Here is a 23,770-nt window from a genome sequence, read left to right as displayed (position 1 = left end):
CGGAGGCCCTTCATGAGCGACACGAGCAAGCCTTTCGCATTCAGCCAGTTCGTTCCCGGTTTCGATTTCCTGAAGAACCTGGCCAGCGGAAGCGCGGCGGCGGGCGCGACGCCCGGCATGCCAAGTCTCGCGAGTTGGGTTGCCCCGACGCTCAGTGTCGAAGAGGTCGACAAGCGCATCCAGGAACTCAAGACCGTGCAGTTCTGGCTCGAGCAGAACGGCCACGCGCTCAAGGCCACCATCCAGGCGCTCGAAGTGCAGAAGATGACGCTTTCGACCCTGCGCGGCATGAACGTGCAGATGGAAGATCTCGCGAGCGTCTTCACGCGGCAGACCACGGCCGCGCCGGAGCCTGCACCCGCACCCAAGGCGGAGCCGAAGAAGGCTGAACCCGAAGTGGAAGAGCACGAGGAAGAAGCGCCGGCCGCAGCGAAGTCTTCCAAGCGCGCGCGCGGCAATGGCAGCGCCTCCGCGGCCGAAGAAGCAGGCGTGGTCGACCCACTGCAATGGTGGGGCGCACTGACGCAGCAGTTCCAGCAGATCGCCAGTGCGGCGTTGCAGGAAGCCTCGCATTTGAAGATGCCGGTGATGGCTCAGCCGACCCCTGGCGCGGCACCGCGAAAGGCGCCGGCCGCCAAGTCCGCGAAGCAACCCGCTGCCGCGGCAAGCAGCAAGTCGCCAGCCGGTGGCCCGCGTGCCGCTGCTGCCGGCAAGACGCCGGCTCCGGCGCGCAAGCGGGCGCGCTGAAGCCGGCACCGCATCCCCTCCCGCAGAGAAAGCCGAGCCCATGAAGATGTTTCCCTCAGGCCACGCCACTCATCCGCAATGGCGCATGGCTGCAGGGCTGGTGCTCGCGCAACTTCGGGCACAGATGGCGTTGCCCGACTACGCGCAGTCGCCGACGCTGGGCCTGCTCTACATCACCGATCACTACTCGGCCGATGCCCAGGAGATCCTCGATCACCTGGCCGCCGAACTGCCCGAGGTGACCGACTGGTCCGGCACCGTCGGCGTTGGCGTGTCGGCCAACAACGCCGAGTATTTCGACGAACCCGCGCTCAGCGTGATGCTGTGCGAACTGCCGAGCGACCAGTACCGCGTGTTCTCCGGTGTGGCACCTCTTGCGAGCACCGAAATGAGCGGCTTCTCGGCGCACACGGCACTCGTGCATGCCGACCCGCACACGCCCGAACTCGCCGAACTGATCGCCGAGATGGCGGAGCGCACCGACACCGGCTACCTCTTCGGTGGGCTTTCATCGGGGCGCGCCGGATCGCTGCAGTTTGCGGTCGGCGGCAACGGCAACATTCCGGGGCATGGTGCGCATGGCGGGGTGTTCTCGGGCGGCCTGTCGGGCGTGGTGTTCGGCGAAGGCGTGCGCCTGGTGTCGCGCGTCACGCAGGGCTGCCAGCCGGTATCGGGCGAGCGCGAGATCACGGAGGCTGACGGCAACCTGCTGCTCGCGCTCGACGGACGGCCGGCCCTGGATGTGCTGCTCGAGGACCTGGATGTGTCGCTCGATGCGCCCGAGGAGGCCATCGCCGCGGTGCGCGCGACGCTGGTGGGGCTCTCCGAAGCCGGCACCGATCGCGTCCGCCGCACGCGCGACCTGGGCTCCGACGTGCGGGTGCGGCACATCATCGGCCTCGATCCGACGCGGCGCGGCGTGGCGATTGCCGACGTGGCCGAGGTGGGCATGCACATGACCTTCTGCCGGCGCAACGCACAGGCCGCGCGTGCCGACCTGATGCGCGTCTGCGCCGAGATCCGCGAGGAGCTGGAGCCCGAGGAGCAGACGCTCGCCACTGCGCGCGCAGTCGCGGGCGATGAAACCGGCGCGTCGCCGCACCCGGCGCGTCGCGTCGCGGGCGCGGTGTACGTGAGCTGCTCAGGCCGTGGCGGCCCGCACTTCGGCGCGCCGAACGCCGAACTGCAGATCGTGCGCCATGCGCTCGGCGACGTCCCACTCGTCGGCTTCTTTGCCGCCGGCGAGATCGCGCGGCATCACCTGTATGGCTATACCGGGGTGCTGACGGTCTTTACCGCCGACGACTGAGCGGCGCGCAGGCCGGTAAACGCGAAATCCACCTCGGGCGCGAGCCCGCTCACGATGCGGGCGATCGACTTGCCCGAGCCGCAGGCATGCGTCCATCCGAGCGTGCCGTGGCCGGTGTTCAGGAAGAGGTTCGGCAGTTTCGTCGCGCCGATCAGCGGAACGTTGCTCGGCGTTGCGGGGCGCAACCCGGTCCAGAACTGCGCCTGTGACGCATCGCCCGCGCCGGGGAAGAGTTGCTCCACCCGACGCACGATCGCCTCGCAGCGCACGCGGTTGAGGTCGCGGTCGTAGCCGTTGAGCTCCGCAGTGCCGGCGATGCGCAGGCGGTCGCCGGTGGGCGAGGTGTAGCGCGAGAAGACGAGCTTGAACTCGTCGTCGGTGAGCGAAACCTGGTGCGCCTTCGACGGATCGATCACCGGCATCGTCACCGAGTAGCCCTTGGCCGGATAGATCGGCAGGCGGATGCCCAGCGGCGCCGCATAGAGCGGGCTGAGCGAGCCCATCGCGAGCACGAAGGCGTCGCCGCGAATGCGCTGGAAGCGGCCTTCGCTGTCGGTGGCTTCGACGTGATCGATCTGCCCCCCGGCTTCGCGCAACGCGGTCACGGTGTGGCTCATGAGAAAGCGCACGCCGGCCGCTTCAGCCAGCTTCACCAGTTCACGTGCGAAGCGGTTGGCGTCGCCCGATTCGTCCTCGGCTGTGTAGGTGGCGCCGGCGAGTTGCGGACGGATGTGCGCCAGCGCGGGTTCGATGGCGACTGCCTCGTCGGCGGAGATCACGCGGCGCTCGCAGCCGAGAGCGCGCATCTGCTCGGCCGGTTCGAGCGCGCCATCGAATTCCTTCTTGTCCGTATAGAAGTGCAGGATGCCTTGCGTCCGCTGCTCGTAGCCGATGCCGGTGTCGCGGCGCAGTTGCTGGAGCGTGTCGCGGCTGTAGGTGCCCAGTCGCACGATCTGTTCGATGTTGTGGCGCGTGCGCGCCGGCGTGCATTCGCGCAGGAACTGCAGTCCCCAGAGCCATTGCCGCATGTCCGCGCGCAGGCGGAAGAGGAGCGGTGCGTCTTCCTTGCCGAGCCACTGCAGCACCTTGAGCGGCGCACTGGGGTTCGCCCAAGGCTCGGCATGGCTCACCGAGATCTGCCCGCCGTTGGCAAAGCTGGTTTCAGCGGCCGGCGTGGCTTGCCGGTCGATCACGGTCACTTCGTGGCCGAGTTGCTGGAGGTAGTAGGCCGAGGTCACGCCGAGCAGGCCGGCGCCAAGAACGATCACGCGCATTTCAGAACCCTTGAAGGTTGCAGCGCTTGGACGAACGAAAACCCGTATCCAAGCGGCCGCTCCCCCTGTCCTCGGTACCTGAGAGATTCACCCGTTGCACCCGCAACGGGCTTGCTCCTTCGGTGCATCACATGGCGTGATGGCTCTCCAGACGGCTCTGACAGTTGATTGCAGTACAGGCTCGTTGCGAGCCGACCTGAGCGTTTATGGGAGTTTGCGCCTTCGGTGGAGCCGCTTTCGCGGCCCGCTCTCCTGCAAGTGCGGCGATTGTAGGGACTTCGCCGCGGAACGGCTACAGCCCTACAGCGTTACAGGCCGCGGAAGGCGAAATCGAGCTCGGGGCGCAGGCCGCTGACGATGCGCGCGATGGACTTGCCTGCGCCGAGCGCATGGGTCCAGCTCGGCGTGCCGGGGGCGGTGTTGAGGAAGAGGTTGGGCAGGCGCGTCTTGCCGATCATCGGCAGGCGGTTGCTGCTGACCGCGTGCATCGCGGTTTCGAGGGACGCGCGGCGGGTGTCGACCACACCGGGGAACAGCGTCTCGACGCGTCGAAGGATTGCATCGAAGCGGTCCGAGTCGGGTTCGTTCTCTTCGTCGTCCTTGACGCGGACGGTCGAGGTGATGCGCAGGTGGTGACCGCCGGCGTTCTCAAGTCGTCGGATGCGCAGCTTGCCCTGGCGGTCGTGCAGCGACAGACGGGGCGCGATCGACAGGTCCTTGATGGGGAGCGTGACCACGTACTCGCGCACGAAGTTCATCGGCATGTCGATACCCAGATGTTCGCCATGCAGAACGCTCGAGGCACCGAGCGCAAGCACGTACGACTGCGCACGCACGAACACGCGCTCGCCCTGCGGATCGAGCAGCTCGACGTGATCGATGCGGCCGTTGCGCTCCTTCAGCGAGACCACCGTGTGCTTCATCATGAAGCGCACGCCGGCTGCACGGCACAGGAAGACGATGCCCGCTGCGAACTGCGACGGGTCGCGCGCGGGGTCTTCGGGCGAATAGGTCGCACCAGCAAGTCGGCCGCCCATGAGCTGCAGCGAAGGCTCCAGGCCGACGGCTTCGTCGGCCGACAGCAGGCGGTCTTCGCAACCCAGTTCCGACCAGTGGGGAGCGCGTTCGATGCGTCCCCGGAACGACTGGGCATCGGTGTAGACGGTCATCTGTCCGGTCGAGCGCGGGCGCTGCGGCATGCCGGATTCGTCGCGCAGCGCGAGAGCGCTTCGTCGGCTGTAGACGGCAAGGCGGACCATGTGGTCGAGCGGATTGCTTCCTGGAGGCACCACTGCGTGGTCGAGGAGCTTTCCGAAGCGGCGCCGCACCAGCGCCCGCAGACGCGACCAGCGCCCCTGCGCAGGCTTCGTCGGCAGCGATGCAGCGCCGGCATTGAATGGCGTGGCGCCCTCGGGGGAGGGGATCCGGCCCCGGGCCTTTGCAGCGGGCGTCGCATGGCGATCGATAACGATCACCTCGTGACCGAGCTGCTGAAGGTAATAGGCTGTCGTGACGCCGTGAAGGCCGGCGCCGAGTACTACCACGCGCATGTCCGAATCCTTTTGGGAGGGCATGAACGGCCGGGGCGAGCACTCACTGTGTCGAGCGTCGGGACCGGGGGTTCAGATAGCCGCTCCCTCTGTCTCCTTTACCTGAGAGATTCATCGGCTGCGGCATGCAGCGGACTTGCTCCTTCGGTGCGCCACGTCGATGCGGCGTCTCTCCAGTCGGCATTGGTCAATATGGGGCAGTCAACGAACCGCGCTGCGGTTCACCTGAGCGTTCATGGGAGGTTGCGCCAACGGTGGGACGGTTGCCGTCCGCTTTTCTGCGGGGCGAAGTTTATAGAAGAAACCGGTTTCTGTCTGTTTCAAGTGTGAGTCAGTTCCGGCGCAGACGCGTGAAGAGTTCGAACTCCCAGTTGCGCATTCCGAGCAGGAGGGTGTAGCCCTCGCGCTCTTTTGGCGACAGTTTCTGATCGGTCTGATGCTGTTGCGCGAAGTCCTGGGCGACGCGCTGGAGGCGGTCCAGAAAGGCCGGCGCGAGCGATTTGCTGATCGATCCGTGCACCAGCAGGAGCCCTTCCGATGGGCCGTCGAAGCCGCCGCGGTAGTAGTCGAGCACCACGTTCTCGCGGAAGAAATCCATCACCGGGCCATGTGGCCGCCAACGGAAGGTCTTCGCGAGCTTCAGGCGATACCGGTTCAGGGGGCGCAGCTCGATGATGCCGATGCGATCGAGTTGCGCGAGATAGCCGATGCACTCCGGCTCGGTCATCCGGTAGGCGGCAACGATCTGCTCCAGCGTCCACTGGCTCAGGACGCAGATGGCGACCAGCAGCAACTTCTTGTCCTTGACCACTGCCTGTTCCTGCTCCAGCGTGAGCTCCTTGAGCAGCGGCTGCGAGTCCGCGACCCGGCGCGCGAGTTCCGCAAAGTCGATCTTCAGCGCCCGGCAGATGGCGTCGACCCGGGTGAGCGGCATGTCGCCCTTGGCGAGCATCCGCTTCACGCTGGATTCGGCCATGTCGAGCGACTTGGCGAGATCCGCATAGGTCATGCGGGCGTTCTTGAGTTCGTTCTTGAGGGCGACAACCAGGTCGACGGTGGTGCTCATTGCGAAGGGAGGTATTGCCCGGCGATACCGGCGGTGGTGGATAAGTGCTCCGTATCGATTCTCGATGCCGTGGAGGGGGTTGGCAACCTAGATTGCGCCCATCGAGTTATCTGTTGGAGTCCGCCATGTCGCTCTCGTCCCTTTCGATTCGCGAACGCTACCTCCTCTCGCTGTTCGCGGTGCTCCTGCTGGCCGCCGTCATCGGTCCGGCCATTCCCGTCTCCGGCCTCGGAAGCGCCACCTTCGCCGATGAGCAGGCGTGGGGCGCGCTGCCGAACGCCATGGACGTGCTGAGCAACCTGCCGTTCGCCGCGATCGGCCTCTGGGGCCTGCGCTGGCTCCGTTGGCTCGATCGGGCGCACGAGGAAGCACAGGATGCCGCGCCGGCGCAGCAGACCGGGTGGCACCTGCCTGTGAACGCCCTCGATTGCGCCTGGATGTTCTTCGCCGGCCTGATCCTGACTGCACTCGGATCGGCCTTCTATCACCTGCAGCCCGACAGCGTGCGACTGGCTGCGGATCGTGCTGGGATGGCCGTGGCATTCGCCGGCGTGGTCGGATTCGCGACTTGCGAACGAGTGAGTGCTCGCGCCGGATGGCCCGCCGCATGGTTCACGCTGATCGGTGGGTTGCTCGCCGCAGCGGTATGCCACGAGACCGGCAATGCGCTTCCCTGGGCGCTGGTGCAGTTCGGCGGCATGGCACTGATCGTGCTGCTCTCGTTTGCGCGACCGACGACCGGCGCGGTGGGCCTCCGTCTGGGGTGGGTGATCTTCTTCTATGCACTCGCGAAGCTCTTCGAACTTGCCGACCACGCGATCTTTGAAGCGACACACCACCTGATTTCGGGCCACAGCCTCAAGCACCTGACGGCAGCGCTCGCGGCACTCCCGGTGCTGCACGCATTGCAAGCCATCGGACGGCAGACGCTGCGGCACAATCCGGGCGCCGTCACCGTGACGGCTTGAGGAAGGCCGCCAACCAGGCATTGCGAATGACAACGACCGCCAACGCATCATCCTCCGCCGCGCACGACGCGCAGGCGCACGCCAACCAGTTCGCACTGCTCGGGCAGCGGCGCTTCGCGCCGTTCTTCTGGACGCAGTTCGCTGGTGCGGCGAACGACAACCTCTTCAAGTTCGCCTTCACCGTGATGGTGACCTACCAGCTCCAGTTGAGCTGGATGCCGCCGTCCATGGCGGGACTGGTGATCGGCGCGCTTTTCATCCTGCCCTACCTGCTGTTCTCGGCAACCGCGGGACAGCTCACCGACAAGTTCGACAAGACGAAGATGATCCGCTTCGTCAAGAACATCGAGATCGTGATCATGCTGATCGCCGCCTGGGGCTTCATGCGGGCCGATGCCGTGGTGCTGCTCGCATGCGTCTTCCTGATGGGGCTGCACTCCACGCTCTTCGGACCCGTCAAGTTCGCGTATCTGCCGCAGGTGCTGGATTCGCGCGAGCTCACCGGCGGCAACGGCATGGTCGAGATGGGCACCTTCGTCGCCATCCTGCTCGGCCAGGTTGCGGGCGGCCTGCTCGTCGCTGTGCCGCAGATCGGCCATACCTCGGTGGCGGCAGCCTGCGTGCTGCTGGCGCTGGTCGGGCGTGCGGTGGCGCAGGCGATCCCGGCCGCACCGGCGACCGATCCGGGGCTGCAGATCAACTGGAACCCGGTCAGCGAAACCTGGCGCAATCTCAAGCTCGCGCATGGCAACGTCGTGGTGTTTCGCTCGCTCCTCGGTATTTCGTGGATGTGGTTCTTCGGCGCGACCTTCCTGAGCCAGTTTCCGAGCTTCGCCAAGGAGGTCCTGCACGGCGACGAACAGGTGGCTTCGCTGTTGCTGGTGGTGTTCTCGGTGGGCATCGGGATCGGCTCGCTGCTGTGCGAAACACTGAGCCGCCGGCAGGTCGAGATCGGATTGGTGCCGCTCGGTGCGATCGGCATGAGCGTGTTCGCGATCGATCTCTACTTCGCGTCTCGTTCGCTGCCGATGCTTGGCGATCTGGGGCTTGGCGCATTCCTGCACCAGCCGGCGCACTGGCGCGTGCTGGCCGACCTCGGCCTGCTGTCCCTCTTTGCGGGCCTCTACAGCGTGCCGATGTATGCGCTCATCCAGATGCGAAGTCAGCCGACACACCGCGCGCGCATCATTGCGGCCAATAACATCCTCAATGCGCTCTTCATGATCGCCAGTGCGGTGATCGCCGGGGCGCTCCTGAAGACCGGCTTCACGATCCCGCAGATCTTCCTGATCATCGGCATCGCGAATGCGGTCGTCGCGTTCTACATCTTCATGCTGGTGCCGGAGTACCTTCTGCGCTTCGTCTCATGGATCCTTTCGCATGTCGTCTACCGCTTCGGCGTGAAGGGTGGCGAGCACATCCCGAACGAAGGTGCGGCGGTGCTGGTCTGCAACCATGTGAGCTTCATTGACGCGGTGCTGCTGATGGCCGCAAGCCCGCGTCCGATCCGCTTCATCATGGACCACCGCATCTTCGCGGTGCCGGTGCTCGGATGGCTCTTCCGATTGGCGAAGGCCATTCCGATCGCGCCGCAGAAGGAAGATCCGGGCGCCTACGAAGACGCCTTCAGGCAAGCCGTGCAGGTGCTTCGCGAAGGCGACCTGCTGGCGATCTTCCCGGAAGGCGCGATCACGAGGGACGGCCAGCTGCAGCCCTTCAAGGGCGGCGTGATGAAGATTCTCGAAGCCGCACGCGCCGAAGGCATCGAGCCGCCGGTCGTGCCCATGGCGCTGACCAACCTTTGGGGCTCCTTCTTCAGCCGCGTCGAGGTGCGCGATGGGCAGAACGTCGCGATGGTGCGGCCGTTCCGGCGTGGCTACTTCAGCCGCGTGGGGCTCAACGTCGGCAACGCGGTGCCCTATGCCGATGTGCAGCCCGATGTCCTGCAGCAGCGCGTGAGCGGACTCATGGGGGCATGAGTCTCGCCTGATGCTGTCGTTGCTTCCCCAGACACTCTGGCCCGCTGTCACCTGGTTCGGTGACAGCGGCTTTCTGCTGCCTGCCTCGCTGTGGATCACCGCCTGGCTCGGACTGCCCCGGGGGACGCGCGTCTCGGCGGTGCGCTGGGTGCTGGTGTTCGGTCTCGGCTGCAGCGTGATCCTGGTGTCCAAGCTCGCCTTCCTGGGCTGGGGTGTCGGCATCGCGGCGATCGACTTCACCGGATTCAGCGGGCACACGGCGCTGTCGGCCAGCATCTGGCCCGTGGCGGCCTGGCTGATGGCTTCGCGGCAGGATCACCGCGCCCGCGTCGCCGCTGCCGTGATCGGGCTGATGTTCGCCGCCGTCATCGGCGTCTCGCGCATCGCGCTGGACGCGCACTCCTATTCGGAAGTCCTGGCCGGCTTTCTGCTCGGCGCGGCGGTGAGCGGCATGTTCCTCTGGTGGCAGCATCGTTCGCCGCATCCTCGACTGAGCTGGCTGCTCGTGGCGCTGAGCCTCGCGACGCCGGCGCTTCTCCAGCGGCCCGGCACAGCGGCACCGACGCAGAGTGCCCTGGAGGTCATTGCCATGCGTCTCGCGGGAACCGACCGCGTCTATACCCGCGCCGACCTCCTGGCCCGCCGGAACGGTTCGCGAAACGGTATCGAGTAGCGATACCGAAAGCGTTGGAAGGCGCCACTGGTTCGTTAATTTGTTCCAGGGCAGAGAAGCGCGAACCATCATCCGCGCACCTTCACTTCGCCGCGAGGCCGACATGCAAACCTACCCTTCGAACATCTCCATCCAACGCGATACCCGCGCCTGGCAGGTCCAGGTCTGGATCTCGTTCGGACTGGCGGTTTTCCTGTGCGCTACCGGCCTTGGCTGGCTGCCGGGCCAGGCCCTCGATCGCGCGTTCATGGTGATGGGGTATGTGTTCTGCCTCTCGGCTGCGTTCGTGCTTGCCAAGTTCGTGCGCGACAGCCAGCGCGGCCATGCGCTTTCGGCCGGCGACACCCCGATGTGGAAGCTGGTTGTCTGGGGCGGCTTCTTCACCGCGATGGCGCTCACCGGCTGGGGCCTCCTGCGCATGGAGATCAGCGAAACCTACAAGGCCTTTCTGGGTGTGAGCTGGCTGTTCCTCATCAGCTCGGCCTTCACGCTCGCCAAGACCCTGCGCGACCGTCACGAGGCCGATATCGCCGAAGCCCGCCTGCAAGGTCGCCGCGAAGCCCGCGCCGAGTCGCGCGAAGCCGAATGAAAGGAGAACCCATCATGAAGCAGTACTTCTTCACCTTTCTCCTGGCCGTCTGCGCGGCGACGGTCAATCTCTCGTTCCCGCTGCCTGCGCGCGCGCAGAGCGAGGCATCGGTGGCGCTGTCGATGCTGCCGGTCGCCTCGGTGGTCGGCGCGGCTTCGGTCTCGGGGGCTGCGGCAAGTGCTGTCGCCACGGTGCCGGTGGCGCTTTCGGTCGGCGGTGCGACCCTGACCGTGGTGGCGGTCGAAGCCTCTGTTGACGGCACAGTGTACGTTCTCGAACGCGTGTCGGATGGCGCCAGGGCGAGCGTGAAGGTGCTCGACCGCACGGCACGCGGCGCATCGGTCGTGATCGGGAGCACGGTCACCGTCACGGTCATCGCAAGCGGCGTCGTCATTTCGGCGGCCGGCGAAGTGCTGGCCTTCGTACCCAATGCGCTCGGTCGCGCGCTGCTCTACAACGAGAAACTCTCATGACCCGGACACCCACGAACTTCGGCCCCTATGAACGCGAATATCAGGCGCGCGTCTCGCGGGCACGCCGCCTGCTGAAGGGTGTGGTGCAGGCGATCCTGACGGCGGCTGCGGTCGTTCTGGCCGGGGTGTTTCTGTTCCCTCTCAATGCGCATGCCGGGCGGTCGTGTGAGCAAGGCAGGCCCACTGCGGCCACCATCGTGAAAGGCATGCAGCTCGCTGAACGCACCTCGCAGCAACTCGATGCCAGTGGCGCGAAGGTGGTGCTGCTGGCGCGCGCCGGACAGGACCTGAGCAAGTACGACCTGCGCTACTCGCATCTCGGGCTCGCCTACAAGACTGCGGAAGGCAACTGGCGCGTGGTGCACAAGCTCAACCAGTGCGGCACGGCGGTGGCTACGGTCTACCGGCAGGGCCTCGGAGAGTTCTTTCTCGACGATCTCTTTCGCTATGAGGCCGCGTGGATCGTTCCGACGCCCGCTGTGCAGACACAACTGCTTGCGGCGCTCAACGAGCCACCGGCGCGCATCACGCGCCTGCACACCGCGCCATACAGCATCGTGAGCTACGCCTGGGGGCACAAGTACCAGCAGTCGAACCAGTGGGTCATCGAAACCATGGCCGGGGCGATGGAGCCGGGCGCCATCGTCAATCGCGACCAGGCGCAGGCGTGGTTGCACTTCAAGGGCTATGAGCCGACGACGCTGCGCCTCGGGCCGCTGACGCGCCTCGGCGGTCGTGTGGGGTCGGCCAACGTTGCCTTCGACGATCATCCCAACGAAAAGCGCTTCACCGATCGCATCGAAACCGTGACGGTGGATTCGGTGTTCGCGTGGATGCCGAGGGCAGGCCTTGGTGCCGCGCCAGTCGTGTTCAAGCTCTAGACCAGAATCCGCCACATTCCAGAAAAGGACCTTCATGAGCAAATCCCTGCGCCTGTCCGAAAAGTGGTTTCGTCGCGGCCTCTGGGTCGTGGCAGTGATCTTCGCGAGCTTCCTCATCGGGCTGGGCAGCACCATCGTCGGCGACCTGCCGAGGGTCGAGCACCGGATCGAGCTGGACGATTTCATCGACCGCGCCGCCGCCGACCCGCTGCGCAACACAGTGCGCGACACGGAGCGCGTCGAGCAGGAGGCTGTGCGCGATCGCGAGCAGGCCGACCTCAAGCTGGTCGCTGCGCGACAGGCCAGCCGTGCGGCGCGGGAAACCTTCTCGAACTGGCTCGCGACGCGCCACGCGACAGCGCAGCCGGACCAGGACACCGAACTCATCGCGCGTACGAAGGCGCTCGATGCGCTCAAGCAGAAGGAAGATGAAGCCGAGAGGGCTGTGGGCGCGCAACGCCAGATCGCGCTCGATGCGCGCCAGTCGCGCCAGCGCGCTGCGGAGCAACTCGCGAAGTTGGAGGACGACGCGCGCACGCGCATGGATGCGGAGAACCGTCGCGTCGAGCTGCGCGTCTTCCTCTACCGCCTCGCGCTCACGCTGCCGCTGCTGGTCATCGCGGGATGGCTCTTCGCGAAGAAGCGCAAGAGCACCTGGTGGCCCTTCGTGTGGGGCTTCATCTTCTTCGCTCTGTTCGCGTTCTTCGTCGAACTCGTTCCCTATCTGCCGAGCTATGGCGGCTACGTGCGCTACGCGGTGGGCATCCTGATCACGGTGCTCGTGGGGCGCTACGCGATCGTCGCGCTCAACCGCTACCTCGAGCGCCAGAAGGCTGCGGAGTCACAGCCCGATACGGTGCGGCGCAACGAGCTGAGCTACGACACCGCGCTCGCACGGCTCGCCAAGGGCGTGTGCCCTGGCTGCGAGCGACCTGTGGATCTGAAGAACACCGAGATCGATTTCTGCCCGCACTGCGGCATCGGCCTCTTCGACCACTGCCACGCCTGCAAGACGCGCAAGAGCGCCTTCGCACGCTTCTGCCATGCCTGCGGAACAGGCGCGATGGCGGCTGCGCCGCGCGATCCGTCGTTGCCTCAGGTCCAGCCGGCGTCCACCACGTAGTCCTGCGCGGTGCACATCTTCGAATCGTCGGCGGCGAGGAAGAGCGCCATGGCGGCGATGTCCTCGGCCATGACGCGGCCGGGCAGGCACTGCGCGGCATCGATCTCGGCGTGGGACTCGGGCTTGACCCAGAGCTTGAGTTGCCGCTCGGTCATCACCCAGCCCGGGACCAGCGAGTTGACGCGGATGTTCTGCTTGCCGAGGTCGCGTGCCAGCGCTCGCGTCAGCCCGCGCGCGGCCGACTTGCACGCCTGGTAGACCGGGTACCCACGGCCCTTGATCATCCAGCTCACCGAGCCGAAGTTGATGATCGAACCGCCGCCGGATGCGCGCATGTCCTCCGCCACGGCCTGCGCCGCAAAGAACTGGTGCTTGAAGTTGATCGCGGCGAGCCGGTCGAAGTCCTCGCTGGTGACGTCTTCCATCTCGTGCCGGCGGTCGTTCGCTGCGTTGTTGAGCAGCACGCGGATTGGGCCGAATTGCGCGCGCACCGCAGCGATGGTGGCCTGCAGCGCGGACACATCCGTGACGTCGCACTGAAGGAAGAGCGGTGGGTTCTCGCCGCCTAGCGCAGCAACCAGCGCGCGGCCGGCATCCACGTCGATGTCGCAGAAGCCCACGCGCGCGCCTTGCGCTTGGAAGGCCCGCACGAGCGCTTCCCCGATTCCCGTTGCGCCGCCCGAGATGAACACGGTGCGGCCCTTCAGGGACGGATAGCTGGCCGAGGGGGCGGGAGAAGTCGATTCGGTCATGTCGGAGTTCCCATGAAAGATCAGCCCGGACGAAGAGCCGGGCTTGCGCGATTTTGACGCGCGGTAGTGTTGCATGCCACCCGTGTGAACGAGAATGCCGCGATCACAGCGAACCGTGGTGCGATTCGATGAACGACAACGAGACAGAACGTGTTCGGCTTGAAGCGGGCGCATTGCGCCTCGAGCTGGCGCCGGCGATCGGTGGCGCAGTCACTGCGCTCTACGACGTCGAGGGCGGCACTCGCTTCGACTGGCTTCGCCCGGCAACCGACGAAGCTCTGGCGCAGCGCGATCTCTTCGCGATGGCAAGCTTTCCGCTTCTGCCCTGGTGCAACCGCATCCGCGACGGACGCGCGCATTTCGAAGGGCGCGAGATCGCGATTCGCGCGGGGCATCCTGCCGGCCCGTCGGGCAAGCATCCGCTGCACGGCATCGGCTGGATGCGACCGTGGCGCGTTGCAGAGGCATCGGCGACACAGGCACGGCTCGAACTCGACGTCGATGCCGATTCGCAATGGCCATGGCGATTCGCTGCTTCACAGACTTTCGAACTGGATTCGACAGGGCTTCGCTGCACCGTCTCGCTGACCAACCGCGACACCGTGCGTATGCCGGCTGGCATCGGACATCACCCTTACTTTCCGCACCGCGCTGGCACGCGACTGCAGACTGCGACTTCGGCCATGTGGCGCGGCGATTCGGAAGTCATGCCAGTGGCCTTGGAACCCACTGCGGAGGTGGCGCAGTTGCGCGATGGCGTGCTTCTGTCCGAGCTTGACCTGGACAACAACTTCGCCGGCTGGCAGCACGCCGCGCGCATCGACTGGCCCGGCTCGTCGCGCACGCTGGTGATGTCAGCCGAACCGCCGCTCGACTTCTTCGTGCTGTACTGCCCCGGCGGTGCCGATCATTTCTGCGCCGAGCCGGTGAGCCAGTGCACTGACGCGATCAACCTCGCGGACCGCTACGTCCCCGCTGAAGTCGGCGGTGCGGTATTGGCGCCGGGCGAGACCCTCTCGGGGAACTGGACTCTGCGCTCGGCGCGCTAGACGCCGCGCGCGCGATCCGCCTTGAACTGCGCACGGAATTCGCTGAAGCGACCCGCGTCGAGTGCTTCGCGGATCTCGCGCATCAGGTTCAGGTAGTAGTGCAGGTTGTGGATGGTCGTGAGCATCGGCCCGAGCATCTCGCCGCAACGATCCAGGTGATGCAGATAGGCGCGGCTGAAGCCCTCGCGACCACCGTCGTTCCACGACACACCCGATGAACCCGCGCAGGCGTGGCACGTGCAACTCGGATCGATCGGCTGCGGATCGCTCTTGTGACGCGCGTTGCGCATCTTGAGGTCGCCGTAGCGTGAGAACAGCGTGCCGTTGCGCGCATTGCGCGTGGGCATCACGCAGTCGAACATGTCGACGCCTTGTGCTACGCCCTCGACGAGGTCCTCGGGCGTGCCAACACCCATCAGGTAGCGCGGCTTGTGTGCCGGCAGCCGATGCGGTGTGTGGGCCATGATGCGCAGCATCTCGTCCTTGGGCTCGCCGACGCTCACGCCGCCGATCGCGTAGCCAGGGAAGTCCATCTCGACCAGTTTTGCGAGGGACTCTTCGCGCAGGTTCTCGAACATGCCGCCCTGCACGATGCCGAAGAGTGCATTGGGGTTCGAAAGGCGCGCGAACTCATGCTGGCAGCGCAGCGCCCAGCGCAGGCTCAGCTCCATCGACTTGCGCGCTTCGGCTTCAGTGGTGATGTGCCCTTGGGTTTCGTACGGCGTGCACTCGTCGAACTGCATGACGATGTCGCTGTTGAGGATGGTCTGGATCTGCATCGACACTTCGGGCGTCAGGAAGAGCTTGTCGCCATTGACCGGCGAGGCGAACTTCACGCCTTCTTCGCTGATCTTGCGCATGGCGCCGAGCGACCAGACCTGGAAGCCGCCCGAGTCGGTGAGGATGGGCTTGTTCCACTTCTCGAACTGGTGCAGGCCGCCGAAGCTCGACATCACGTCGAGACCCGGACGCATCCACAGGTGGAAGGTGTTGCCGAGGATGATCTGTGCACCCATCTCCTCGAGGCTGCGCGGCATCACGCCCTTGACGGTTCCGTACGTGCCCACGGGCATGAAGATCGGTGTCTGCACCACGCCGTGGTTCAGCGTGAGCGTGCCTCGGCGCGCATGGCTCGAAGGGTCGGTGGCGAGGAGTTCGAAGTTCAGCATGATCAGGACTTTCTGGCGAGGAGCATGGCGTCGCCGTAGCTGAAGAAGCGGTAGCGCTCGCGGATCGCGTGGGCATAGAGCGCCATCACGTGCTCGTAGCCGGCGAAGGCGCTCACCAGCATCATGAGCGTGCTCTTGGGCAGGTGGAAGTTGGTGATGAGCACGTCGACGTGCTCGAAGACGAAGCCGGGCGTGATGAAGATGCTCGTGTCGCCCGAGGCCTCGCCGCTCTTCGCCCACGATTCGAGCGTGCGCACGGTGGTCGTGCCGACGGCGACGACGCGGCCGCCGCGCGCCTTGGTTTCTGCGATCGCGCGCTGCGTGGCCTCGGGGACTTCATAGCGCTCCGCGTGCATCGTGTGCTCGGCGATGTTCTCGGTCTTCACCGGCTGGAAGGTGCCGGCGCCGACGTGCAGAGTGACATTGGCGCGCTGGATGCCGCGCGCTTCGAGTTCGGCGAGCAGCGCATCGTCGAAGTGCAGCGCAGCGGTCGGCGCCGCGACCGCGCCGGGCACGCGTGCGAACACCGTTTGGTAGCGGCTTTCGTCGTCCGCGGAATCCGTGTGGGTGATGTACGGCGGCAGCGGCACGTGGCCGCAGCGGGACATCAGTGCGTAAGGGTCTTCGCCCGACGGGCTTTCGAAGCGAAAGCGAAAGAGCGCGCCTTGCTCGTCCGGCCAACGGCCGAGCAGCGTGGCGCTGAAGCCGCCAGTCATCGCGAGCGTGGTGCCGACCTGCGGCTTCTTGCTCACCTTCATGTGCGCGACGACCTCGTGGTCCTGCAGCACGCGTTCGACGAGGAGTTCGAGCTTGCCGCCCGTTGGCTTCTCGCCGAAGAGTCGCGCCTTGACGACGCGCGTGTCGTTGAAGACGAGCAGGTCGCCGGGTCGCAGAAGCGAGGGCAGGTCCTTGAAGATCCTGTCGACCGGTGTGTCGCTGGTGCCGTCCAGTAGTCGGGAGGCGCTGCGTTCCGCAGCGGGATGTTGCGCCACCAATTCAGGCGGCAAATGGAAATCGAAATCGGAAAGCGTGAAGTCGCGCATGATGCTTGAGGGCCGGACGGGCCCGTGCCAAGAAGGCGGGGGAGGTTGGATGCCGAGAGGCGGGCAGAATTGTCCCATGCCTGCAGCCGCCAAGTCCCCGCCAACGGAAAAGCCCGTCCCCGCACAGGCGCCTGCGCCCGGCACCGGGCTGAGCGCGGTGCAACGCGCGCTTCGCAAGCTCGGCCTTCTTCGTGACATCGACTTCGCGCTTTATCTTCCGATGCGCTATGAGGATGAGACGCGCATCGTGCGCCTTGCCGACACGCGCGATGGCGACATGGCGCAGATCGAGGCCGTGGTCACCGAATGCGAAGTGGTCTACCGGCCGCGCCGGCAGTTGATCGTCACGGTCGACGACGGCAGCGACACCTGCCAGTTGCGCTTCTTCAATTTCTATCCATCGCAGCAGAAGCAGCTTGCCGTCGGCGCGCGAGTGCGCATTCGCGGCGAAGTGCGGGGCGGGTTCGTCGGGCGGCAGATGATGCATCCGGCCGTCAAGGCGGCAGGCACTGCATTGCCGGAAGCGTTGACGCCGGTGTATTCGACGATCGCGGGACTCGCGCAGCCCGTGCTGCGTCGCGAGGTCCGGTCGGGGCTCGCTCGTGCAGAACTCGACGAGACATTGCCGCCAGGCGCTGCACCCCATGGGACGTGGGACCTGCGCCGCTCGCTGAACTTCCTGCACTACCCCACGCCGGATGTCGCGATCGCCATGCTCGAGGATCACAGCCATCCGGCATGGCAGCGGCTCAAGGCGGATGAACTGCTGGCGCAGCAACTTTCCCAATTGCAGGCGCGGCGCGAGCGCGCGGCGCAGCGAGCGCCGGTGCTGGAGATGGATGCGTCGGGTGGCAGGCTGCACAAGGATCTGCTGGCTGCCTTGCCGTTTTCCCTCACGGGCGCACAGCAGCGCGTGGGCGAGGAGATCACGCGCGATCTCGCCCGCGAAATTCCGATGCACCGCTTGCTGCAGGGCGACGTCGGCTCGGGCAAGACCGTGGTCGCTGCACTCGCGGCCGCGCGATGCATCGATGCGGGCTTTCAGTGCGCACTGATGGCGCCGACAGAAATCCTTGCGGCGCAGCATTTCGGCAAGTTGGTGAACTGGCTCGATCCGTTGCTCGCCGAACGCGGCCTTCGGGTCGCGTGGCTTACCGGCAGCCAGAAGAAGAAGGAGCGCGACACGATGACCGCCGCCGTCGAAAGTGGCGAGGCGGCCCTGGTGGTCGGAACGCACGCCGTCATTTCCGAGAAGGTGCGCTTTCGCAATCTCGCGCTCGCCGTCATCGACGAGCAGCACCGCTTCGGTGTGGCGCAGCGGCTCGCATTGCGGGGCAAGGCAGGCGATGACGTCGAGCCGCATCTGCTGATGATGAGTGCGACCCCGATCCCTCGCACGCTGGCGATGAGCTACTACGCCGACCTCGACGTCTCCACGCTCGACGAACTGCCGCCGGGCCGCACGCCGATCGTCACCAAGCTGGTGGCCGACCATCGGCGGGACGAAGTCGTCGATCGCATCCGCGCTCAGTTGGAGCAGGGCCGGCAGGTCTACTGGGTGTGTCCGTTGATCGAGGAAAGCGAGGCTGTCGATCTGCGCAACGCGACCGAGACGCGCGACGAACTGGCGGAGGCGCTCGGTGAGCAGGTCGGCGTCGGCCTGCTGCATTCGCGGATGCCGACCGCGGAGAAGCAGGCCGTGATGGAGGCGTTCACCGCCAACCGCCTGCAAGTGCTGGTGAGCACGACCGTGATCGAAGTCGGCGTCGACGTGCCCAATGCCTCGTTGATGGTGATCGAGCATGCCGAGCGCTTCGGCCTCTCGCAGTTGCATCAGTTGCGCGGCCGCGTGGGACGCGGCGCCGCGGCGTCGGCCTGCGTGCTGCTCTATTCGCCCAACGAAGGCGGGCGGGTAGGCGAGGCCGCACGCGCAAGGCTCAAGGCCATGGCCGAAACGAGCGACGGCTTCGAGATCGCAAGGCGCGACCTGGAGATCCGGGGCCCCGGCGAATTCCTCGGCGCCCGCCAGTCCGGCGCACCGCTGCTGCGCTTCGCCGATCTGACTAACGACACCTTGCTTCTGGACTGGGCACGCGAGCTTGCCCCGCAAATGCTCGACCGCCACCCCGATCTAGCTGCGCGGCATGTCGACAGATGGCTAGGCAGCAAAGCCGAATACCTCAAGGCATGAACAGCGCCCCTGCCAGGGCAAGCGCAGCAAAGCTCGTTCGTGAGGCGCCTCGGAACCGGCTCCGCCGGGCCGCCGGTGCTGCCCCCGGTAGGGGGTTGGCGAAGCGACACGAAGTGCGCGGAGCCTGGGGGCGAGTGATAATAGGTTTTCGCTATGACACTCACCGAGCTCAAATACATCGTTGCGGTCGCGCGCGAGAGGCATTTCGGAAAGGCCGCGGAGGCCTGTTTCGTGTCGCAGCCGACCCTGTCCGTGGCGATCAAGAAGCTGGAGGACGAACTCGAGGTCAAGCTGTTCGAGCGCAGCGCGGGCGAAGTCACCGTCACGCCGCTCGGCGAACAGATCGTCCAGCAGGCGCAGAGCGTGCTCGACCAGGCCGCGAGCATCAAGGAAATCGCCAAGCGCGGGAAGGATCCGCTCTCGGGCCCGCTGAACCTCGGTGTGATCTACACCATCGGCCCGTATCTCCTGCCCGACCTGGTGCGCCAGAACATTGCGCGAACGCCGCAGATGCCGTTGGTGCTGCAGGAGAACTTCACCGCCAGGCTGCTCGAGATGCTGCGCTCCGGCGAGATCGACTGCGCGATCATGGCCGAGCCGTTTCCCGACACCGGACTCGCGATGGCAGCCCTCTACGACGAGCCTTTCATGGCTGCAGTCCCGGCCCATCATCCGCTGGCGAGCAAGGAGACGGTCACGTCCGACGAACTCAAGAAGGAAACGATGCTCCTTCTGGGCACCGGCCATTGCTTCCGTGATCACGTCCTGGAGGTCTGCCCGGAATTCGCGCGCTTCTCCAGCAACGCCGAGGGCATCCGCAAGAGCTTCGAAGGCTCATCGCTCGAAACCATCAAGCACATGGTCGCTTCGGGCATGGGCGTCACGCTGGTGCCGCGTTTGTCGGTGCCTGCGGATGCGCTCAAACCCAAGTCCAGGGGCCGCAAGGAGCCGGAGCAGATCGTGCGTTATCTCCCGGTGCTCGACACGCAGGGCGGCGATCCGCCGACCCGGCGCGTGGTGCTCGCGTGGCGGCGCAGTTTCACGCGCTACGAGGCCATCGCCGCGCTGCGCAACGCGATCTACGCCTGCGAATTGCCGGGCGTCAAGCGTCTTTCCTGAACAGTCGCCGCGTCCGATGCCTGCGCTAGAGTGCGGTTTTGCCGTCAACCCAACTGAAGAAAGAGCTCATTGCCATGGCCAAAGTTGAAAAGAAAGCCAAGTCGACCGTGAAAGCCCCGGCCGGATCCGCCGGCAAGGTGCCCAAGAAGGGAGGCCTGGCGGTTGCAGAGGAATCCGGCAGCCGCAATGCGCCGGTCATCAACATCGGCATCGAGCGCCAGGACCGCGCTGCGATCGCCGAGGGCCTGAGCCGCGTGCTGGCCGATACCTACACGCTCTACCTCACGACACACAACTTCCACTGGAACGTGACCGGGCCTCATTTCAATTCGCTGCACGCGATGTTCATGGCGCAGTACACCGAGCTGTGGGCGTCCACCGACGTCATCGCCGAACGCATTCGCGCGCTGGGGCACTACGCACCGGGCTCGTATGCCGAGTTCGGCAAGATCGCCACCGTGCCCGACGTTCCGCAGACGCCCCCCAAGGCCATGGAGATGGTGCGCATCCTGGTCAAGGGCCATGAGACCGTGTCGCGCATCGCGCGCGAGTTCATCCCCGTGGCCGAGGAAGCCGGCGACGATCCGACCGCCGACATGCTGACCGCGCGCTGCACGGTGCACGACCAGACCGCGTGGATGCTGCGTTCGCTCCTTGAAGACTGACACTTCCGCCATGGCCGCGACAGGGTCGATCCAACCCACGCCCGCGCCCCGCCGCGGGCGTTTTGCCGTCTACCTCGACCTGATCCGTTGGAATCGGCCGGCGGGATGGCTGTTGCTGCTCTGGCCAACGCTCGGTGCGCTGTGGTTTGCCGCCGGGGGCTGGCCGGGCTGGCATTTGCTGGCTGTGTTCGTCATCGGCACCATCCTCATGCGCAGCGCGGGTTGCTGCGTGAACGACGTCGCCGATCGCGACTTCGATCGGCACGTCAAGCGAACGGAGAAGCGGCCGGTCACCAGCGGTGAGGTCTCGGTGCCCGAGGCGCTCACGGTCGGTGCGGTGCTGGCGCTCGCGGCTTTCGCGCTCGTGCTGACCACGAACCGGCTGACCATCCTGATGTCGTTCGCGGCGCTCGCGGTGACGTTGATCTATCCGTTTGCCAAGCGTTTTGTATCGGTGCCGCAAGCAGTGCTCGGCATCGCGTTCAGCTTCGGCATTCCAATGGCATTTGCCGCGGTTCGTGACAGCCTGCCGCCGGTCGCGTGGTGGCTGTTGGCCGGCAACCTGTTCTGGGTGTTGGCCTACGACACCGAATACGCCATGGTCGACCGCGACGACGACCTCAAGATCGGCATGAAGACCTCCGCAATCACCTTCGGGCGACTGGACGTGGCGATCGTCATGACGAGCTATGCGATCTTCCTGGCGGTCTGGACGGTCATCGGGACCGCCGCCGGACTTGGCGTGGCGCTCTATGCGGGGATCGCCGTTGCCGCGGCGCAGGCACTGTGGCATTGGCGGCTGATCCACGATCGCACGCGAGAAGGCTGCTTCAAGGCCTTCCGGCTCAACCACTGGCTTGGTTTCGCCGTGTTCGCTGGCATCGTTGCCGGCTACGCCTTGCGCTGAGCCGCGCTCGTCGCGGCACCGCTGCCCTCTCAGGCCTTGCCGAACTCCTGGCCGAGTTCGGCGGCGCGTTGATGCGCAGCGCGGATCGCGGTCTTGAATTTCGCTTTGACGTCAGCGCTTTCCATCGAAGTGATCGCGGCGTAGGTGGTGCCACCCTTCGACGTCACGCGCTCACGCAGGACGGCGGGCGGCTCGGTGGCATTCGCCGCAAGCGCGGATGCGCCGGTGAACGTGCCTACCGCGAGTCGATGCGCTTGTTCGGGCGTAAGGCCCAACTCCACGCCGGCTTCGGTCATTGCTTCGATGAAATAGAACACATAAGCCGGACCAGAGCCCGAGACTGCCGTTACGACGTCGAGCGCATCTTCGGCATCGACCCACATCAGTTCGCCGGTTGCGCCGAGGACTTGGTCGATGAGTTTTCGGTCGCCGCTGTCCACCGCGTCGCGTGCGAAGAGGCCGGTCATGCCCTGGCCGACCAGCGCAGGCGTGTTCGGCATGGCGCGGACCACGCGCTCGGTGTCGAGCCAGCGCGCGATGCTGCTGGAGGGAATGCCGGCGGCCACGCTCAGATGCAGCGCGTCGGGCGCCAGGCCTCGGACAGGTCCGGCAGCCTCGGCAAAGCTCTGCGGCTTGACGGCCCATACGATCACCTTGCACCTCGCCAGCGCCGGGCTCGCGGCCGGCTGGGCCAGGACACCGAATTCGTTGGCGAGCCGAGCGCGCGCGTCGGCAAAAGGCTCGACGACCTCGATGCTGGCGGCGGGAACGTCTTGCTTGATCAGGCCGCCGATGATCGCGCTGGCCATGTTCCCTCCACCGATGAAACCGATGGGGGGGAGGGGTGTCGGTTCCTGTCTGGGCAGGAAGGTGACTGCAATATTCATGATCTATCCGGTGAATTCGAATGCCGCGAACTGGGTGATCTGCAGCGGATTGAAATTGTCGTCGCTCACCGCAACCAACAGGCGATTGCCGTTCGGCAGGTCGGGTCCCCAACACAGGCCTTCGGTGTTGTCGAGCTGCGATAGGCCGAGCGTGGCGAAATCGGCCACCAGCGTCTTCGGCGCCGCCTTGTGATTGTCCGGCGCTAGTGCGTCGACAGCCAACACATCTGAGCCCTCCCGCGTGTCGATTTCGTACAGCCGCAGCGAATTGCCGGCGCCGACCGCGTAGGAGCGTTCGAGCACCAGCATCCGGTTGGCGTTGATCATCAGGACCTCGCTGACGCCGTTATCTGCATAGGTGCCGGGCAGCAGCGGGCGGCGCGGGATCGGATCCGGCACGTAGGCGATCTGGCGGATTGCCTTCCCGGTCGAAAGCTCGATCTGCGTAAACCGGCAGGGTCCTCCGGCCGCCGTGAATGAGGGGAGCGGCCCGTCCTGGACCAGGGCGGCTTCCATCGCGAGCCACGCGTGGCGGCCGTCCGGCGTCAGGGCGAGGCCTTCGAGGCCCAGGTTGTCGCGGGCGCCGCGATGGCCGTCGGAGGCGGCGTCGAGCATGGCGGGGAGGGGGATCTGGCGCACCAGCGAGCCGTCGCGCCGCGATTCATAGAGTGCCTGGCCGAAGCCGCGCTGTACATCGCCCTCGCTCGTCCAGAGCAGCGTGTCCGTGTCGGGACGCCATCGGATCGCCTCCGGATCCGGAACGGCGACCTCCGGTGCAGCCTTCCGTCGCGGGGGCCAGGGCTCTCCATTCGCCTGACGCAGGTAGGTGACCCCTGTCGGTAGGGGCGGATCTTGTCTCGCGGTGGGGGACCACTGCATCTGGTAGACGCGCACCGGTGCAAAGTCTGACCGGTCATCGCTCAGAAGCAGGTACTCACCTCGTTGCCGGTCGTAGTCGATTCCGGACAAGCCCCCGACGGTGGTTCCCTCGAATGACAGGCGGTGCTTCAGCCTGGACTCGGCGAGCAGGTGCAGCCGCTGGGGCCCGTTGCTCGTCGCGGGCGCGATCCCGGTCCTGCAGCCCGCGGCGGCGCACGCAAGTGCAGCCCCGATCCATAGAGCATGACGGCGCGTGAGATTCGGAGAGGGCGGTTCGTGCACGCGGGAAGTCTAAGGGCCCGCGTGGTAGAAGTTGTTGACGCAGAACTGATCGTGTGCCACAATCGCTGGCTTCGCTTCAAAAAGGCGAAGCTTCTGCCCAGCGGAAGCGCATTGGAGTGGTTTCAATGCGTGGACGACGGGCCCAAGACTGATCGTTTGATTGCTTCGGAACGTCCGGGCGGCAAGCGGTACAAG

22 protein-coding genes and 3 riboswitches are annotated in these 23,770 nt (G+C 66.0%); of the genes, 14 read left to right on the top strand and 8 right to left on the bottom strand.

Going from position 1 to position 23,770, the window contains the following annotated elements; translation table 11 throughout:
* The first annotated feature begins 12 nt into the window (after positions 1 to 12).
* Both FHW64_RS22090 and FHW64_RS22085 read left to right on the top strand, forming a co-directional pair.
* Entirely contained in the window at positions 13 to 747 is a 735-nt protein-coding gene (locus tag FHW64_RS22090) for a PhaM family polyhydroxyalkanoate granule multifunctional regulatory protein (RefSeq protein ID WP_184530166.1), read from the top strand.
* Positions 748 to 787: 40 nt separating this feature from the next.
* Positions 788 to 2,056, top strand: coding sequence for an FIST N-terminal domain-containing protein (locus FHW64_RS22085; protein ID WP_184530164.1), 1,269 nt, complete (start codon positions 788 to 790; stop codon positions 2,054 to 2,056).
* Here FHW64_RS22085 and FHW64_RS22080 read toward each other — a convergent pair.
* The 3 genes from FHW64_RS22080 to FHW64_RS22070 all read right to left on the bottom strand — a co-directional run bounded on the left by FHW64_RS22080 (position 2,017) and on the right by FHW64_RS22070 (position 5,946).
* Positions 2,017 to 3,330, bottom strand: coding sequence for a D-amino acid dehydrogenase (locus tag FHW64_RS22080; protein WP_184530162.1), 1,314 nt, complete (start codon positions 3,328 to 3,330; stop codon positions 2,017 to 2,019). The two genes, FHW64_RS22085 and FHW64_RS22080, sit on opposite strands and share 40 nt — an antisense overlap.
* A gap of 55 nt (positions 3,331 to 3,385) precedes the next feature.
* Positions 3,386 to 3,491, bottom strand: a riboswitch (glycine riboswitch).
* Positions 3,492 to 3,595: riboswitch (glycine riboswitch) on the bottom strand.
* Positions 3,596 to 3,638: 43 nt separating this feature from the next.
* Entirely contained in the window at positions 3,639 to 4,880 is a 1,242-nt protein-coding gene (locus tag FHW64_RS22075) for an FAD-dependent oxidoreductase (protein WP_184530160.1), read from the bottom strand.
* Between the two features lie 79 nt (positions 4,881 to 4,959).
* A riboswitch (glycine riboswitch) is annotated at positions 4,960 to 5,067 on the bottom strand.
* Between the two features lie 144 nt (positions 5,068 to 5,211).
* Positions 5,212 to 5,946, bottom strand: coding sequence for a helix-turn-helix transcriptional regulator (locus FHW64_RS22070; RefSeq protein ID WP_184530158.1), 735 nt, complete (start codon positions 5,944 to 5,946; stop codon positions 5,212 to 5,214).
* Positions 5,947 to 6,071: 125 nt separating this feature from the next.
* On the opposite strand from FHW64_RS22070, the gene FHW64_RS22065 reads away from it, so the two are divergent.
* From FHW64_RS22065 to FHW64_RS22035, 7 genes are all read left to right on the top strand, one after another.
* Positions 6,072 to 6,914 (top strand): hypothetical protein, encoded by an 843-nt coding sequence (locus FHW64_RS22065; protein WP_184530156.1) that lies wholly within the window; start codon positions 6,072 to 6,074, stop codon positions 6,912 to 6,914.
* A gap of 26 nt (positions 6,915 to 6,940) precedes the next feature.
* Complete coding sequence (locus FHW64_RS22060) at positions 6,941 to 8,893, top strand: MFS transporter (RefSeq protein WP_184530154.1); 1,953 nt, start codon at positions 6,941 to 6,943, stop codon at positions 8,891 to 8,893.
* Between the two features lie 10 nt (positions 8,894 to 8,903).
* Positions 8,904 to 9,566 carry a phosphatase PAP2 family protein gene (locus FHW64_RS22055; RefSeq protein ID WP_184530152.1) on the top strand — a complete coding sequence of 221 codons (663 nt, stop codon included), beginning with the start codon at positions 8,904 to 8,906 and terminating at the stop codon, positions 9,564 to 9,566.
* 103 nt (positions 9,567 to 9,669) lie between these two features.
* Positions 9,670 to 10,155, top strand: coding sequence for a YiaA/YiaB family inner membrane protein (locus tag FHW64_RS22050; RefSeq protein WP_184530150.1), 486 nt, complete (start codon positions 9,670 to 9,672; stop codon positions 10,153 to 10,155).
* 14 nt (positions 10,156 to 10,169) lie between these two features.
* Positions 10,170 to 10,628, top strand: a complete 459-nt coding sequence (locus tag FHW64_RS22045) for a hypothetical protein (protein ID WP_184530148.1) — start codon at positions 10,170 to 10,172, stop codon at positions 10,626 to 10,628.
* Entirely contained in the window at positions 10,625 to 11,509 is an 885-nt protein-coding gene (locus tag FHW64_RS22040) for a DUF2145 domain-containing protein (RefSeq protein ID WP_184530146.1), read from the top strand. The genes FHW64_RS22045 and FHW64_RS22040 overlap by 4 nt, the downstream gene beginning before the upstream one ends.
* Before the next feature lie 34 nt (positions 11,510 to 11,543).
* Positions 11,544 to 12,632, top strand: a complete 1,089-nt coding sequence (locus FHW64_RS22035) for a zinc ribbon domain-containing protein (RefSeq protein WP_184530144.1) — start codon at positions 11,544 to 11,546, stop codon at positions 12,630 to 12,632.
* Here FHW64_RS22035 and FHW64_RS22030 read toward each other — a convergent pair.
* Positions 12,605 to 13,384: an SDR family NAD(P)-dependent oxidoreductase gene (locus tag FHW64_RS22030; protein WP_184530143.1), complete on the bottom strand. Its 780-nt coding sequence runs from the start codon at positions 13,382 to 13,384 to the stop codon at positions 12,605 to 12,607. The genes FHW64_RS22035 and FHW64_RS22030 overlap by 28 nt on opposite strands.
* A gap of 128 nt (positions 13,385 to 13,512) precedes the next feature.
* Here FHW64_RS22030 and FHW64_RS22025 point away from each other — a divergent pair, with 128 nt between their 5' ends.
* A complete protein-coding gene (locus FHW64_RS22025) occupies positions 13,513 to 14,433 on the top strand; it encodes an aldose 1-epimerase (protein ID WP_184530141.1) in 921 nt (306 codons plus the stop codon).
* Here FHW64_RS22025 and tgt read toward each other — a convergent pair.
* On the bottom strand, positions 14,430 to 15,602 hold the full coding sequence (gene tgt, locus FHW64_RS22020) for a tRNA guanosine(34) transglycosylase Tgt (RefSeq protein ID WP_184530139.1): 1,173 nt from the start codon (positions 15,600 to 15,602) through the stop codon (positions 14,430 to 14,432). The two genes, FHW64_RS22025 and tgt, sit on opposite strands and share 4 nt — an antisense overlap.
* 2 nt (positions 15,603 to 15,604) lie before the next feature.
* Positions 15,605 to 16,645, bottom strand: a complete 1,041-nt coding sequence (gene queA, locus FHW64_RS22015) for a tRNA preQ1(34) S-adenosylmethionine ribosyltransferase-isomerase QueA (RefSeq protein WP_184530137.1) — start codon at positions 16,643 to 16,645, stop codon at positions 15,605 to 15,607.
* A gap of 76 nt (positions 16,646 to 16,721) precedes the next feature.
* Here queA and recG point away from each other — a divergent pair, with 76 nt between their 5' ends.
* The 4 genes from recG (at position 16,722) to ubiA (ending at position 21,527) form a co-directional block, all read left to right on the top strand.
* On the top strand, positions 16,722 to 18,836 hold the full coding sequence (gene recG, locus FHW64_RS22010) for an ATP-dependent DNA helicase RecG (RefSeq protein WP_184530135.1): 2,115 nt from the start codon (positions 16,722 to 16,724) through the stop codon (positions 18,834 to 18,836).
* Positions 18,837 to 18,989: 153 nt separating this feature from the next.
* On the top strand, positions 18,990 to 19,955 hold the full coding sequence (locus FHW64_RS22005) for a LysR substrate-binding domain-containing protein (RefSeq protein WP_184530133.1): 966 nt from the start codon (positions 18,990 to 18,992) through the stop codon (positions 19,953 to 19,955).
* Between the two features lie 74 nt (positions 19,956 to 20,029).
* Positions 20,030 to 20,620 carry a Dps family protein gene (locus tag FHW64_RS22000; RefSeq protein WP_260306199.1) on the top strand — a complete coding sequence of 197 codons (591 nt, stop codon included), beginning with the start codon at positions 20,030 to 20,032 and terminating at the stop codon, positions 20,618 to 20,620.
* 10 nt (positions 20,621 to 20,630) lie between these two features.
* Positions 20,631 to 21,527 (top strand): 4-hydroxybenzoate octaprenyltransferase, encoded by an 897-nt coding sequence (gene ubiA / locus FHW64_RS21995; protein ID WP_184530475.1) that lies wholly within the window; start codon positions 20,631 to 20,633, stop codon positions 21,525 to 21,527.
* Positions 21,528 to 21,556: 29 nt separating this feature from the next.
* On the opposite strand, the gene proC is transcribed toward ubiA, so the two are convergent.
* Both proC and FHW64_RS21985 read right to left on the bottom strand, forming a co-directional pair.
* Positions 21,557 to 22,414, bottom strand: coding sequence for a pyrroline-5-carboxylate reductase (gene proC / locus FHW64_RS21990; protein WP_184530131.1), 858 nt, complete (start codon positions 22,412 to 22,414; stop codon positions 21,557 to 21,559).
* Between the two features lie 3 nt (positions 22,415 to 22,417).
* The gene (locus FHW64_RS21985; RefSeq protein WP_409350637.1) at positions 22,418 to 23,383 is read right to left on the bottom strand and encodes an esterase-like activity of phytase family protein; all 966 of its coding nucleotides are present in this window, start codon (positions 23,381 to 23,383) and stop codon (positions 22,418 to 22,420) included.
* Between the last annotated feature and the right edge of the window lie 387 nt (positions 23,384 to 23,770).

The organism is Variovorax sp. Sphag1AA (assembly GCF_014192575.1).
In the GTDB taxonomy this organism is placed as follows: domain Bacteria; phylum Pseudomonadota; class Gammaproteobacteria; order Burkholderiales; family Burkholderiaceae_C; genus Variovorax.
Note: the sequence above shows the minus strand (reverse complement) of the source record. Positions and strands in the feature narration are given on the sequence as shown.